At 69.5% G+C, this 13,635-nt stretch carries 11 protein-coding genes; 3 read left to right on the forward strand and 8 right to left on the reverse strand.

Annotated elements, in window-relative coordinates:
• Both ACZ6WN_RS11330 and ACZ6WN_RS11335 read right to left on the reverse strand, forming a co-directional pair.
• Positions 1-1,161 (reverse strand): NAD(P)/FAD-dependent oxidoreductase, encoded by a 1,161-nt coding sequence (locus ACZ6WN_RS11330; protein ID WP_465864736.1) that lies wholly within the window; start codon positions 1,159-1,161, stop codon positions 1-3.
• A 28-nt stretch (positions 1,162-1,189) separates the two neighbouring features.
• Entirely contained in the window at positions 1,190-2,227 is a 1,038-nt protein-coding gene (locus ACZ6WN_RS11335; RefSeq protein ID WP_465864737.1) for a LacI family DNA-binding transcriptional regulator, read from the reverse strand.
• A 122-nt stretch (positions 2,228-2,349) separates the two neighbouring features.
• Here ACZ6WN_RS11335 and radA point away from each other — a divergent pair, with 122 nt between their 5' ends.
• Together radA and disA are read left to right on the forward strand one after the other, a co-directional pair.
• A complete protein-coding gene (radA, locus tag ACZ6WN_RS11340) occupies positions 2,350-3,735 on the forward strand; it encodes a DNA repair protein RadA (RefSeq protein WP_465864738.1) in 1,386 nt (461 codons plus the stop codon).
• Between the two features lie 88 nt (positions 3,736-3,823).
• Positions 3,824-4,906: a DNA integrity scanning diadenylate cyclase DisA gene (disA, locus tag ACZ6WN_RS11345; protein ID WP_357336241.1), complete on the forward strand. Its 1,083-nt coding sequence runs from the start codon at positions 3,824-3,826 to the stop codon at positions 4,904-4,906.
• A 288-nt stretch (positions 4,907-5,194) separates the two neighbouring features.
• Here disA and ACZ6WN_RS11350 read toward each other — a convergent pair whose 3' ends face one another.
• Entirely contained in the window at positions 5,195-5,917 is a 723-nt protein-coding gene (locus ACZ6WN_RS11350; protein ID WP_465864739.1) for a hypothetical protein, read from the reverse strand.
• A gap of 74 nt (positions 5,918-5,991) precedes the next feature.
• Between ACZ6WN_RS11350 and ACZ6WN_RS11355 the strand changes: the two genes are divergently transcribed.
• A complete protein-coding gene (locus ACZ6WN_RS11355; protein ID WP_465864971.1) occupies positions 5,992-6,864 on the forward strand; it encodes an HhH-GPD family protein in 873 nt (290 codons plus the stop codon).
• 138 nt (positions 6,865-7,002) lie between these two features.
• Here the strand turns inward: ACZ6WN_RS11355 and ACZ6WN_RS11360 are convergent, their stop codons facing one another.
• The 5 genes from ACZ6WN_RS11360 to ACZ6WN_RS11380 form a co-directional block, all read right to left on the reverse strand.
• Positions 7,003-9,591 carry an ATP-dependent Clp protease ATP-binding subunit gene (locus ACZ6WN_RS11360; protein WP_465864740.1) on the reverse strand — a complete coding sequence of 863 codons (2,589 nt, stop codon included), beginning with the start codon at positions 9,589-9,591 and terminating at the stop codon, positions 7,003-7,005.
• A 216-nt stretch (positions 9,592-9,807) separates the two neighbouring features.
• A complete protein-coding gene (locus tag ACZ6WN_RS11365) occupies positions 9,808-10,131 on the reverse strand; it encodes a histone-like nucleoid-structuring protein Lsr2 (RefSeq protein WP_357336234.1) in 324 nt (107 codons plus the stop codon).
• Between the two features lie 120 nt (positions 10,132-10,251).
• Positions 10,252-11,034, reverse strand: coding sequence for a type III pantothenate kinase (locus tag ACZ6WN_RS11370; protein WP_465864741.1), 783 nt, complete (start codon positions 11,032-11,034; stop codon positions 10,252-10,254).
• 11 nt (positions 11,035-11,045) lie between these two features.
• A complete protein-coding gene (gene nadC, locus ACZ6WN_RS11375; protein ID WP_465864742.1) occupies positions 11,046-11,975 on the reverse strand; it encodes a carboxylating nicotinate-nucleotide diphosphorylase in 930 nt (309 codons plus the stop codon).
• Complete coding sequence (locus ACZ6WN_RS11380; RefSeq protein ID WP_465864743.1) at positions 11,975-13,630, reverse strand: L-aspartate oxidase; 1,656 nt, start codon at positions 13,628-13,630, stop codon at positions 11,975-11,977. Before ACZ6WN_RS11380 ends, nadC begins: the two co-directional genes overlap by 1 nt.
• Positions 13,631-13,635: the final 5 nt, after the last annotated feature.

Here is a 13,635-nt window from a genome sequence, read left to right on the forward strand (position 1 = left end):
TCAGGACATGTCGGTGAGCTGGTCGGGATCGGCATCGGTCCCGACCAGCTCACGGAGCTTGTCGTTGACGTCCCAGATCCCGACGTTCATCGCGGCGGTGACGATCGCACCATGCCGCCAGTAGGCGATGAACTCGTCACCGTCGGTGTTGCCGCGGAGCAGCACCTCGTCCTCGGGCGCGGAGCGGCCGACGTACTCCATCGAGAACTCGAACTGGTCGGTGAAGAAGTAGGGCTGCCAGTCGTAGGCACCGTCCTTGCCCAGCATCGACCTGGCCGCCAGCCGGCCCTGCCGGATCGCGTTGTCCCAGTGCTCGACCCGCAGCGGGCCGAGGACGGTGTGCTTCGCGAGCGCGGCGTCGCCCGCCGCGAAGACCCGCGGATCAGACGTACGCAGCCTCTCGTCGACCACGATGCCGTCGCCGACCTCGAGGCCGGCGTCGGCGGCCAGCGCCGTGGCCGGTGCCGCACCGACGGCGAGGAGGACGAGGCCGGCGGGGATCCTGCCGGTGCTGGTGCGTACGCCGTCCGGCTCGATCGACTCGACGGTCGTCCCGGTGTGGATCTCGACGCCGTGGCGGGCGTGGAGGTCGGCGACGTGCTCGGCGAGCACCGGGCCGAGGACGTTGAGCAGCGGCTGCGCGGCGGCCTCGAGCACGATCGCCTTCGCTCCGAGCGCGGTCGCCGACGCCGCGACCTCGAGACCGATCCAGCCGCCGCCGACGGTGACGACCCTGGTGCCGGGCTCGATCGCGGCCTTGAGGCGGCGGGCGTCCTCGACGGTGCGGAGGGTGGTCGCGTTCTCGACGCCGGGGATCGGCGGCGTCTTGGGCTCGGCGCCGGTGGCCAGGAGGACCTGGCCGAACGGCCGCTCCTCGCCGGTGTCGAGCACGACCTTCCCGTTGTCGAGGTCCAGGGCGGTCGCGGTGGTGCCGGTGAGGACGGCGACGTCCTTCTCGGCGAACCACGCCTCGTCGTGGGAGAGCTTGAACTCCTTGGCGCCGGCGAGGAAGTCCTTGGAGAGCTGCGGTCGCTCATAGGGCAGCTCCGGCTCCTTCCCGACCAGGGTCAGGCGGCCGGCGTACCCCTCGTCACGAAGGGTTTCGATGGCGCTGACTGCCGCGAGACCAGCACCGATGACGACGATGTCCTCAGTTCCCATGACGCCATCGTCGCGCGGATCGGTCCGTCTATGAAGACCCTCGAACGGTCAGGGCGGGTTTCAGCATCACCCCGGGCGCCGCGTAGGACGGGGTGGCGAGCAGCTCCTCGAGCGCCTTGACCAGCTCGCGGGCGGCCTCCTCCAGCGGAGGACGTACGGAGGTGATGCCCGGTGGCACCGTCTGGGCGACCTGGGAGTCGTCGAAGCCGACGACCGCGATGTCCTCGCCGAGACGGAGTCTTCTTTCGAAGAGGGAGTGCAGCACGCCCATCGCCAGGGTGTCGGAGGCACAGACGAGCGCGGTCGGCTCGGTCTCGTCGAGGATCGCGTCGGCGGCGGCCTTGCCCGAGCTGATCGAGTCCTCGGTGCGCGAGGCCAGGCCGGTGGTCGGGAGACCGTGGGTGTGCATCGCGTGGATCCAGCCGCTACGCCTCTCCTCACCCAGGAGGGAGTCCTTGTGCCAGCCGATCCAGGCGATCTTGGAGTGACCGCGCTCGATCAGGTGCTCGGTCGCGATCTCGGCACCGTAGGCGAGGTCGACGTCGACCCAGGGGTGCTTGGCGTCGGGCTGGGTCCAGGGGCGCCCGAAGGAGACGAACCGCGCGCGGCGCGACTGCAGCCAGGTCGTCTGCTGGCCGCCGAGGTGGGTGTCGGTCACCACGAACGCGTCGACCGCGGTCGACCTGAGCAGCTCGTCGTAGCCGTCGAGCGGGTCGGCGGGGTCGCCGTAGAAGAGGAGCACGTGGTAGCCGGTCTCGGCGGCGGCCTCGACGAAGCTGTGCACGAACCGGTCCATCATCGCGTTGGCCGTGCCCTCCTGGAGGGCGGGCATTCTGAGTCCGATCAGATGGCTGGCTCGCGTGCGGAGACTGCGCGCGGCTCGGTTGGGCTGATAGCCCAGCTTGTCGATCGCGTCCTGCACCCGGGCCAGGGTGTCGGCACGCAGCAGATCGGGGTTGTTGACCGCGTTCGAGACCGTCTGCCGGGACACACCGGCCAGCTCGGCGACGTCCGCCAGGGTTGGCGGAGCGGCCGAGATATGACCGCCGGAACGCGGCACCGCCACGCTCTGCCTCCCTTGATGCCGATGTGGAACTCTGGATCGTTCCAAGCCATGGTAACGAAGGCCGGCCCCTGGGGGCGCTTTCGGGCCCAGAACTGTCGGTGCCGTGGTCTAGGTTGCTGGCCATGGCTACCGCTCGCTCGTCCAAACGCGCCACCTACCGCTGCTCCGAGTGTGGCTGGGAGACCGCGAAGTGGGTCGGTCGCTGCGGCGAGTGCCAGGCGTGGGGGTCGGTCGCCGAGGCGGCGGCCCCGATCGGACGTACGCAGGCGGCCCCCGTCTCCACCGCGGCGGTGCCGATCGGGACGGTGTCGGTGACCGAGTCGGAGCGGCGTACGTCGGGGGTGCCGGAGCTCGACCGGGTCCTCGGTGGCGGGCTGGTGCCGGGGGCCGCGATCCTGCTCGCCGGCGAGCCGGGCGTCGGGAAGTCGACGCTGCTGCTCGAGGTGGCGGCGCAGACGGCCCGCTACGGACGCCGGGCGCTCTATGTGACCGGTGAGGAGTCCGCCTCGCAGGTCCGTCTGCGCGCCGACCGGACCAACGCGATCCAGGATGAGCTCTACCTCGCCGCCGAGACCGACCTCGGCGCCGTGCTGACCCACATCGAGGAGACCCGGCCCGACCTGATCGTGGTCGACTCCGTGCAGACCATCGGCGCCTCCGGGGTCGAGGGTGTTCCCGGTGGGGTGACCCAGGTGCGCGAGGTGGCGGCGGCGCTGATCCGGGTCGCCAAGACGCGCAACATCACCACCGTCGTCGTCGGCCACGTCACCAAGGACGGGGCGATCGCCGGGCCGCGGGTGCTGGAGCACCTGGTCGACGTGGTCCTCCACTTCGAGGGCGCGCGCGACTCACGGTTCCGGATGGTGCGGGCGATGAAGAACCGCTTCGGTCCCGTCGACGAGGTGGGCTGCTTCGACCTGTCCTCCGAAGGCATCGTGGCCGTCACCGACCCGTCGGGGCTCTTCGTGGAGACCCATCATGTCTCCGTCCCCGGCACCTGCGTCACCGTGACGATGGAGGGTCGCCGGCCGCTCCTCGCCGAGATCCAGGCGCTGACCGTGCTGGGCGCGGAGGAGCGGGCGAAGCGTACGACCTCGGGGTTGGACGGTTCCCGGCTCGCGATGATCCTGGCCGTGCTGCAGCGCCACGCGAGAGTCGGCCTCTCCGGTCGTGACGTGTTCGCCTCGACCGTCGGCGGGGCCCGGATCAGCGACCCGGCCGCCGACCTGGCGATGGCGCTCGCGGTCGCGTCGAGCCACACCGGCACGCCGACGCCGCGTGGGGTGGTCGCGCTCGGGGAGATCGGCCTCGCCGGCGAGCTGCGCCGGGTGCGTGATCTCGACCAGCGGCTCTCCGAAGCGGCTCGGCTCGGGTTCACCGTCGCCGTCGTCCCGGCCGAACCGGGGGCGCCCGTGCCGAACCGTCCCAAAGAGCGCGATGTCGACGGAATGCGTGTCTTTGAGGTCCACAGCATCAGTGCCGCGCTGGAATTCCTCCGCTTGGTGTGATCGGCTTGGTGACTCGTGGCCGAACGTTCTCGGCATTACGGTTGGATCCACGGTTAGAATCACCTCATCCCACTCCGAAAGGATTCTCGTGCCCGCCGACCGCACCGCGGACTCCATCCGACTGCGCGAGACGCTCGCGCTGATCGCGCCCGGAACACCGCTGCGTGACGGGCTCGAGCGCATCCTTCGCGGCCGCACCGGCGCGCTGATCGTGCTCGGCCACGACAAGATGGTCGACGGCATCGCGACCGGTGGCTTCACCCTCGACGTACCGTTCACCTCCACCGGCCTGCGTGAGCTCGCCAAGATGGACGGGGCGATCATCGTCGACGACTCGCTGAGCCGCATCGTCCAGGCCGCGGTCCACCTGATGCCCGACCACACCATCCCCTCCACCGAGACCGGCACCCGGCACCGCACCGCCGACCGGGTCGCGAAGCAGACCGGTCGCCCGGTGATCTCGGTGTCCCAGTCGATGCAGATCATCGCTGCGTACGTCGGGGAGACCCGCCACGTCCTGGAGGACTCCGGCCAGATCCTCTCCCGCGCCAACCAGGCGCTGGCGACCCTGGAGCGCTACAAGCTGCGCCTCGACGAGGTGGCCTCCACCCTGTCGGCGCTCGAGATCGAAGACCTCGTGACCGTGCGCGACGTCGCCGTCGTGGCTCAGCGCCTGGAGATGGTCACCCGCATCGCGCGCGAGATCGAGGACTACGTGCTCGAGCTCGGCACCGACGGTCGGCTGCTGTCCCTCCAGCTGGAGGAGCTCATCACCGGCGTCGACGCCGAGCGCGAGATGGTCATCCGCGACTACCTCCCCCGCGGCCGCCGCGCCCGTTCGCCCGAGGAGCTGCTCGCCGAGCTCGAGGCGCTCAACTCCGCCGAGCTGGTCGACCCCGCCGCCACCGCCCGGGTCCTGGGCCTGACCACCTCGGACGCCTTGGACGGCGCGGTGGCCCCGCGCGGCTACCGCCTCCTCGCCAAGGTCCCCCGCCTCCCACCCGCCGTCGTCGACCGTCTCGTCGACCACTTCGGCACCCTCCAGAAGCTCCTCTCCGCCAGCGTCGACGACCTCCAGGCCGTCGAGGGCGTAGGCGAGCTCCGCGCCCGCTCCGTACGCGAAGGCCTCTCCCGACTCGCCGAGTCCACCATCCTCGAGCGCTACGTCTGACCACCCCCGCCGAGGCGTCAGCTAGGTCGGCCGAGGCGTCACCCCGGTCGGTCCAAGCGTCAGCCCGGTCGGCCGAAGCGTCACCCCGGGCGGCCCAAGCGTCAGCTAGGTCGGCCCAAGCGTCACCCCGGTCGCCCGAAGCGTCAGTTAGGCCGCTCGAGGCGTCAGTTACGTCGGCCGAGGTGGCAGCCAGTGACGTCTCGACCAACATAGGTGACGCCTCGACCGACCGGGCTGACGCCTCGGGCAACGCGGGCGACGCCTCGCCCGACGGGGGTGACGCCTCGGCTATCGGCTGACGGGGGAATCGGGTTCCGTACGCGACAAGGCGGTGCCGGGCTTGTAGAGGCCGAAGGTGGCGGAGGACGGCTCGCCGCCGAGGGCGGCGGCGACGATCACGAAGAAGTTCGGCTTCACCCAGGGGCCGTGGCCGGTGCACTCGCCGGCGACGACACGGCGGCCGGTCCAGGTGAGGGGGAGGGTGGTGACGACGTCGCGGCGTACGACGATCTCCTTGGTCGGCACCGCCTTGCGGCAGTCGACCGTCGACCAGACCAGGTCGCCGCCCTTCTGCGAGATCCGCACCTGGAGCGCGTCCGCGGACAGCTTCCAGGTGCACGCGGACGCCTTCACCGTGCGCAGCTGCAGCGGGATGGTGACGTTGTCGTAGGAGTAGCCGTCGGTGACGGCGGGCTCGACGACGATGTCGGAGGGCGAGCACTCGCCGGTCGGCTCGGGCGGGGCGCTGCTCTTCGGCTTCGCGGGCTTGTTGTTGCCGCCGGCGTTGCCCGCCTCTTTCGACGGCTTCGCCGTGGGCGTCGGCGTGACCGTCACGGTCGCCGTGGGCTCGTCGGCAACGGGGGTCGCGGTGTCGTCCGTGCCGTCGGAACCGCTGAAGAAGAACCGCGAGATCCCGACGATCAGGAGTAGGACGATGCCGAGCACCGCCAGCCGTCGGCGCCAGTAGACCGAGGCCGGCAGTCGTCCTCCAGTCCTTTTCGCACGGGCCATAGGCGACACCGTAATGATCCCGTGGCCGGGTTTCGGGGTGCCACTCCGTGGCAATACCTGTCGCACGGCACAATCTGGGTGTGACCGCTCTTCACGACGCCGTTCTGGACTGGTACGACGCCAACGCCCGTGACCTCCCGTGGCGCTCCGCGACCGCGACACCGTGGTCGGTGATGGTCAGCGAGTTCATGCTCCAGCAGACTCCGGTCTCCCGCGTGCTCCCGATCCACGAGATCTGGTTGGAGCGCTGGCCGACCCCGGCCGACCTCGCGGCGGAGCCGACGGGCGAGGCCGTACGCGCCTGGGGCCGCCTCGGCTACCCCCGCCGCGCGCTGCGGCTGCACGCGGCCGCCACCGCGATCGTCGAGCACCACGGCGGCGAGGTGCCCTCGGAGTACGACGAGCTGATCGCGCTCCCGGGCGTCGGCGACTACACCGCGGCGGCGATCGCGACCTTCGCCTTCGGTCGGCGCCACGTGGTCCTCGACACGAACGTACGCCGCGTCTTCGCCCGGACGCTGAGCGGTGTCGAGTTCCCCGCCCAGTCGGTCAACAAGGCCGAGCGTGCGCTCGCCGCCGACGTACTCCCCCAGGACGAGCCGACCGCCGCCACCTGGTCGGTCGCCGTGATGGAGCTCGGTGCCCTCGTCTGCACCGCGGCCAACCCGTCCTGCACCCGCTGCCCGGTCGCCGACCAGTGCGCGTGGCGTGCCGCCGGCCACCCGGCGTACGACGGTCCGCCTCGTAAGGTCCAGACCTGGGCCGGCACCGACCGCCAGTGCCGCGGCCGTCTGCTGGCCGTTCTCCGTGATGCCGACTCCCCCGTCCACCGCAGCCGTCTCGACGTCGTCTGGTCCGACGAAAAGCAACGGCAACGTGCCTTGGAAGGCCTCCTGAAAGACAACCTGGCCGCCGAGGTGGAACCAGACTTCTTCGCCCTCCCCTAACCCCCGCCGAGAAGTCAGTTTCTGACCGCGAAACGTCACTTTCTGAAGCGCCGGAAGAAAACGACGCCGAGTGGCCAGAAATTCTGACCACTCGGCGTCGATAACTGACTTCTCGACGTCAGAAAGTGACGTCTCGGGCTACTCGCCTTCGGCGGGCTTTGGCTTCTCGATGTTGGTCGGCTCATCCTGGTCGGGGAGCTCGATATCGGACACGGTCGCACCCTCCAGCGGAGGTACGTCCGGAACGACGGAGCGCTTCTGACCGGTGAAGGTGAACTGCGCGGCAGGACCCTCACCCTCGACGTCGACCAGCACGATCTCGCCGGGGCCGATGTCGCCGTAGAGCATCTTCTCGGCGAGCACGTCCTCGAGCTCACGCTGAACCGTGCGGCGCAGCGGTCGAGCACCCAGGACCGGGTCGAAACCGCGCTCGGCGAGCACCTTCTTCGCGGCCGTGGTGAGCTCGATGCCCATGTCGCGGTCCTTGAGGCGAACCTCGACGGCCGCGATCATGTTGTCGACCATCGCGATGATCTGCTCCTGCGACAGCGGCGGGAACACGATGACCTCGTCGACACGGTTGAGGAACTCAGGCCGGAAGTGCTGCTTGAGCTCGTCGGAGACCTTGGCCTTCATCCGGTCGTAGGAGCCCGCGGCGTCGCTGGCCTGGGAGAAGCCCAGGTTGACCGACTTCGCGATGTCCCTCGTGCCGAGGTTGGTGGTCATGATGATCACGGTGTTCTTGAAGTCGACCACACGGCCCTGGGAGTCGGTCAGGCGACCTTCCTCCAGGATCTGCAGCAGCGAGTTGAAGATGTCCGGGTGAGCCTTCTCGACCTCGTCGAAGAGGACCACGGAGAACGGCTTGCGGCGCACCTTCTCGGTGAGCTGGCCACCCTCCTCGTAGCCGACGTAGCCCGGAGGCGAGCCGAAGAGCCGCGAGACGGTGTGCTTCTCGCCGAACTCCGACATGTCGAGCTGGATCAGCGCGTCCTCGTCGCCGAAGAGGAACTCGGCGAGCGTCTTGGACAGCCAGGTCTTACCGACACCGGACGGACCGGCGAAGATGAACGAACCGCCGGGGCGCTTCGGGTCCTTCAGGCCGGCACGCGTGCGTCGGATGGCGCGGGACAGGGCCTTGACCGCCTCGTCCTGGCCGATGACGCGCTTGTGGAGCTCGTCCTCCATGCGCAGCAGTCGCGCGGACTCCTCCTCGTTGACCTGCACGATCGGGATGCCGGTCGCCACGGCGAGCACCTCGGCGATGAGCTCCTCGTCGACCTCGGCGACCTCGTCCATGTCGCCCGCGCGCCAGGCCTTCTCACGCTCGGCCTTCTTCGCGATGAGCTGCTTCTCCTCGTCGCGCAGACGCGCAGCGGCCTCGAAGTCCTGGCCGTCGATCGCGGCCTCCTTGCGCTGGCGCACGTCGGCGATCTTGTCGTCGTACTCCCGCAGGTCGGCCGGGGCAGTCATCCGGCGGATGCGCAGGCGCGAGCCGGCCTCGTCGATCAGGTCGATCGCCTTGTCCGGCAGGAACCGGTCGGAGATGTAGCGGTCGGCCATGGTGACCGCGGCCACCAGCGCCTCGTCGGTGATCGTCACCCGGTGGTGGGCCTCGTAGCGGTCGCGGATGCCCTTGAGCATCTCGATCGCCACCGCGATCGTCGGCTCCGGCACCTGGATCGGCTGGAAACGGCGCTCGAGAGCGGCGTCCTTCTCCAGGTATTTCCGGTATTCGTCCAGCGTGGTCGCACCGATGGTCTGCAGCTCACCACGAGCCAGCATCGGCTTGAGGATCGAGGCAGCGTCGATCGCGCCCTCGGCCGCACCGGCACCGACGAGCGTGTGGATCTCGTCGATGAACAGCACGATGTCGCCGCGGGTCTTGATCTCCTTGAGCACCTTCTTGAGGCGCTCCTCGAAGTCACCGCGGTAACGCGAACCGGCGACGAGCGCGCCCAGGTCGAGCGTGTAGATCTGCTTGTCCTTGAGCGTCTCGGGCACGTTGCCCTTGACGATGTCCTGGGCCAGGCCCTCGACGATCGACGTCTTGCCGACGCCGGGCTCGCCGATGAGGACCGGGTTGTTCTTCGTACGCCGCGACAGCACCTGCATGACGCGCTCGATCTGGCCCTCACGACCGATGATCGGGTCGAGCTTGCCCTCGCGGGCGTCCTGGGTCAGGTTGCGGCCGAACTGGTCGAGCACGAGGCTGGACGAAGGGGCCTCGGTCGAGGTCGTGCCGGTCGAGGCAGTGGCGCCGGAGGTGCCGGCCTGGCCCTCCTTGCCCTGGAAGCCCGAGAGCAGCTGGATGACCTGCTGGCGGACCCGGTTGAGGTCGGCGCCGAGCTTCTGCAGGACCTGGGCGGCAACGCCCTCGCCCTCGCGGATCAGGCCGAGCAGGATGTGCTCGGTGCCGATGTAGGAGTGGCCGAGCTGCAGCGCCTCGCGCAGGGACAGCTCGAGCACCTTCTTGGCACGCGGCGTGAACGGGATGTGCCCGGACGGCGCCTGCTGACCCTGGCCGATGATCTCCTCGACCTGGTTGCGCACCGCCTCGAGCGAGATGTCGAGGGACTCGAGGGCCTTGGCAGCAACGCCTTCCCCCTCGTGGATCAGGCCGAGCAGGATGTGCTCGGTCCCGATGTAGTTGTGGGAGAGCATGCGGGCCTCTTCCTGGGCCAGCACGACCACCCGGCGGGCTCGGTCAGTGAACCGCTCGAACATGTACGCATCTCTCCTAAGAATTCTGGGGCGTCACCAAGATTCAACCCCGCAGACAGCCTACGCGTTCCCGACAACACAACGCGATCCGTGCGCTGAGAGCGAACACGCGTTCCGTACGCCGGACAGACGCCGGGTCACAGCCGACCTCACACAAAGGCGGCTGCCGCGCCCCGGAGGGCGCGACAGCCGGACGTTCGGTGCGGTGAGACCGGTTTGTCAGTGAGCCGCTTCGAAAGCCGCGCGGACCTCAGCCGGAATGCGACCACGGTCGGGAACGGTGTAACCGTTGGCCTTCCCCCACTCGCGCATCACCTTCGGGGTCGAGCCACCGGCGGCGGGCGCCTTCTTGGCGCTGCCGCGACGGCCGCTCACCTTCTGGGCGTGGCCGACGAAGAGCGCGAGAGAATCACGAAGCTTTGCCGCATTGGCATCGCTGAGATCAATCTCGTAGGACGTGCCGTCCAGGGCAAAAGACACCGTTTCAGCAGCTTCCGAGCCGTCGATGTCATCCTCGAGGATGATCTGAACCTTCTTTGCCATGTTCCTACCTTCACTGCTCTTCACCCGGAAACGGGCCGAATATAGCCATCGCCGTTAAGCGAGATGCCCATAGCATTACATACGATCCGGATGAATCAACAGGCCGCCATACTGAAAATACTAACGAACGGCATTTCGCTGGAATATGAGTTCCAGCCCTTGCATCGTCAGCCACGGAGAATACGTCGAGAAGCATTTACTCTCATCGAGAACGAACTCCGCCAGATAGCCGGTCGCAATCACCGTCACCGCGTCGGCGGGGACATCCAGCTCGGCGATGATCCGAGCGACCAGACCTTCGACCTGCGCGGCGACTCCGAAGACCATTCCGGACTGCAGCGCCTCGACCGTGTTCTTGGCGATCACCGACCGCGGACGAGCGAGCTCGACCTTGCGCAGCTGCGCACCGCGCCGCCCCAGAGCCTCCAGCGAGAGCTCGATCCCCGGCAGGATCGCGCCACCGACGTACTGTCCCGCAGGGTTGACCACGTCGAAGGTCGTCGCCGTGCCACGGAAGTCGACCACGATGGCGGGGCCGCCGTGGAGGGCCACGGCCGCGACCGCGTTGGCGATCCGGTCGGTGCCGACCTCGCGCGGGTTGTCCATGAGGATCGGGATGCCGGAGCGTACGCCGGGCTCGACCACCACGCTCTCGACCGCGCCCAGGTGGCGGGCGATCATCTCGCGCCACTCGTGCAGGACCGAGGGCACGGTCGCACAGACCACGACCCCGGAGATCCCCGCCACCAGCGAGTCGCCCATGGTGCCCCGCAGCAGCGCCCACCACTCGTCGGCGGTGCGGTGCTCGAGCGTGGAGACCCGCCAGTCCGCCGACACGACACCGTCGGCGATCAGCCCGAGAGCCGTGTGGCTGTTGCCGATGTTGACAGCGAGCAGGGACATGGGGAGACGCCTCAGCCCTCGGACAGGTCGAAGCCGATGTCGAAGACCTTTACCGAGTGGGTCAGCGCGCCGACGGAGAGATAGTCGACACCGGTCTCGGCGACCTCGCGGGCCCGGTCCAGAGTCAGCCCGCCGGACGCTTCCAGCACCGCACGGCCGGCGGTGATCTCGACGGCCTCCTTCATCGTCGCGGTCGACATGTTGTCGAGCATGATCCGGCCGCAACCGGCGTCGAGGAGCGCCTTGAGCTCCTCGAGCGTGGTCACCTCGACCTCGATCGGCACGTCGGGGTAGGCGAACTTCACGGCCTCGTAGGCCTGCACCGCGCCGCCGGCGGCGACGATGTGGTTGTCCTTGACCAGTGCCATGTCGGAGAGCGACATCCGGTGGTTGGCGCCGCCACCACAACGCACGGCGTACTTCTCCAGCGCCCGGAAGCCCGGCAGCGTCTTGCGGGTGTCGAGGACCTGCGCGCCGGTGCCCTCCAGGGCCTCGGTCCAGGCCGCGACGCCGGTGGCGACGCCGGAGAGGTGGGAGGCGTAGTTGAGCGCCGTACGCTCCGCGGTCAGCAGCCCGCGGGTCGGCCCGGCGATCCGCATGATGACGTCCCCGGGCTTCACCTTGGAGCCGTCCTTGACACGGTCGGTGACCGTGACCGAGTCGCCCATGACGTACGCGAAGACGAGCTCGGCCACGCCGAGGCCGGCCACGACGCCGTCCTCACGAGCGGCGAAGACACCGACCCCGGTCGAGTCGGGGGCGATGGTGGCCACGGAGGTGACGTCCTCGCTGGGCATCTCACCGGGAGCGGACGTGGGCAGGTCCTCGTCGAGAGCGAGCTCGACGGCGTCGTAGACCTCGCCGGCGTCCAGGCCGGCCTTGGTCAGCTCGTCACGCAGCGACTGCGGGATCTCGTCGAAGGGCACGCGTCGGATGGTCATCAGGCTCCTGCCAGGGTTGAGGGGTCGGTCGCCGGCGCCGGCGTGAACGTGGCAACAGTCTCGCCGTCCCGGAGCCGTACGTCGAAGTGGCCGGCGAACCCGGCGTCGTCACGCTCGGCGAAGTCCTCGCGCCAGTGGGACCCGCGGGTCTCCTCGCGCAGCAGCGCGGACGTCGCCAGCGCGAGCGAGACGGTCAGCAGGTTGGTCGTCTCCCAGGCGGCCGGGTCGATCTCGGTCGCGGGCGTGCCGCCGAGCTGCTCGAGCTCGTCGACCGCCTCGGCGAGACCGGTCGCGTTGCGGAGGACTCCGACCTTGGTCGTCATCGTCTCCTGCAGCTGCTTGAGCGCGGTGCCGGGGACGAGCGCGCGCTCGGCGCCGGGCCCCGGGGCGGGATCCTCCAGCTGGCGCAGCTCGCCGGGCAGGACCTCGGCGATCCGGCGCGAGAAGACCAGCCCCTCGAGCAGCGAGTTGGAGGCGAGCCGGTTGGCGCCGTGCACGCCGCTGCAGGCGACCTCGCCGGTGGCGTAGAGCCCGGGCACGTCCGAGCGGCCCCACAGGTCGGTGCGGACACCGCCCGAGGCGTAGTGGCAGGCCGGGGCGACGGGGATCAGGTCGACCGACGGGTCGACCCCGTGCTGCTCGCAGGAGGCGAGGATGTTCGGGAACCGCTTCTCCCAGAACCCACGGCCGAGGTGACGGGCGTCGAGCCACATGTTGGGGCGGCCGGTCTCGAGCATCCGCTTCATGATCGCCTTGGAGACGATGTCTCGTGGCGCGAGATCGCCGAGCTCGTGCACGCCCTCCATGAGCCGAGCCCCCTCCCAGTCCACCAGGAAGGCGCCCTCGCCGCGTACGGCCTCGGAGATCAGCGGCTGCTGGCCGCGGGAGTCCTCACCCAGGTACATCACCGTGGGGTGGAACTGCACGAACTCGAGGTCGCGCAGGGTCGCACCGGCCCGCAGCGCGATCGCCATCCCGTCGGCGGTGGCCACGGCGGGGTTGGTGGTCTGCGAGAAGACCTGGCCGAGGCCACCGGAGGCCAGGACGACAGCCCGGGTACGCACGATCCCGACGCCGTCGGCATCGCCCTCGCCCATCACGTGGATGGTCAGGCCGGCGACGCCGCCGTCGGCGGCCGTCAGCAGGTCGACGACCATGGCGTGCTCGAAGACCAGGATCTCGGGAGCGCGGCGGACGGCCTCCATCAGCGCGCGCTGGATCTCGGCGCCGGTCGCGTCGCCGTCGGCGTGCGCGATCCGGTCGCGGCGGTGGCCGCCCTCGCGGGTGAGCGACAGGTTGCCGGCCGGGTCCTTGTCGAACTCGGCGCCCCACGCGATCAGCTCACGGACCGCCTCGGCGCCCTCACCGACCAGGACGCGTACGGCCTCCAGGTCGCACGCCCCGGCTCCTGCCACGAGGGTGTCGACCTCGTGCTGAGCAGGGGTGTCGCCCTCGCCGAGAGCCGCCGCGATGCCACCCTGCGCCCACTGCGTCGAGCCGGCCTGGAGCACGTCCTTGGTGACGACGGCGACCCGCTCGACCTGGTCCTTCAGCCGCAGCGCCGCGGTCAGCCCGGCGATGCCCGAGCCCACCACGATCACGTCTGCCCACTCGGTCCAGCCCGGATCGCGGGCGGAGAGCAGCTCGATGTTCATAGCGG

This window comes from Nocardioides sp. NPDC054178, assembly GCF_055585005.1.

Bases quoted from the DNA above. Each gene is read 5' to 3' on its own strand.
- ACZ6WN_RS11330 (WP_465864736.1), bottom strand. From the start codon at position 1,161: ATGGGAACTGAGGACATCGTCGTCATCGGTGCTGGTCTCGCGGCAGTC.
- radA (WP_465864738.1), top strand. From the start codon at position 2,350: ATGGCTACCGCTCGCTCGTCCAAACGCGCCACCTACCGCTGCTCCGAG.
- ACZ6WN_RS11350 (WP_465864739.1), bottom strand. From the start codon at position 5,917: ATGGCCCGTGCGAAAAGGACTGGAGGACGACTGCCGGCCTCGGTCTAC.
- ACZ6WN_RS11360 (WP_465864740.1), bottom strand. From the start codon at position 9,591: ATGTTCGAGCGGTTCACTGACCGAGCCCGCCGGGTGGTCGTGCTGGCC.
- ACZ6WN_RS11365 (WP_357336234.1), bottom strand. From the start codon at position 10,131: ATGGCAAAGAAGGTTCAGATCATCCTCGAGGATGACATCGACGGCTCG.
- ACZ6WN_RS11370 (WP_465864741.1), bottom strand. From the start codon at position 11,034: ATGTCCCTGCTCGCTGTCAACATCGGCAACAGCCACACGGCTCTCGGG.
- nadC (WP_465864742.1), bottom strand. From the start codon at position 11,975: ATGACCATCCGACGCGTGCCCTTCGACGAGATCCCGCAGTCGCTGCGT.
- ACZ6WN_RS11380 (WP_465864743.1), bottom strand. From the start codon at position 13,630: ATGAACATCGAGCTGCTCTCCGCCCGCGATCCGGGCTGGACCGAGTGG.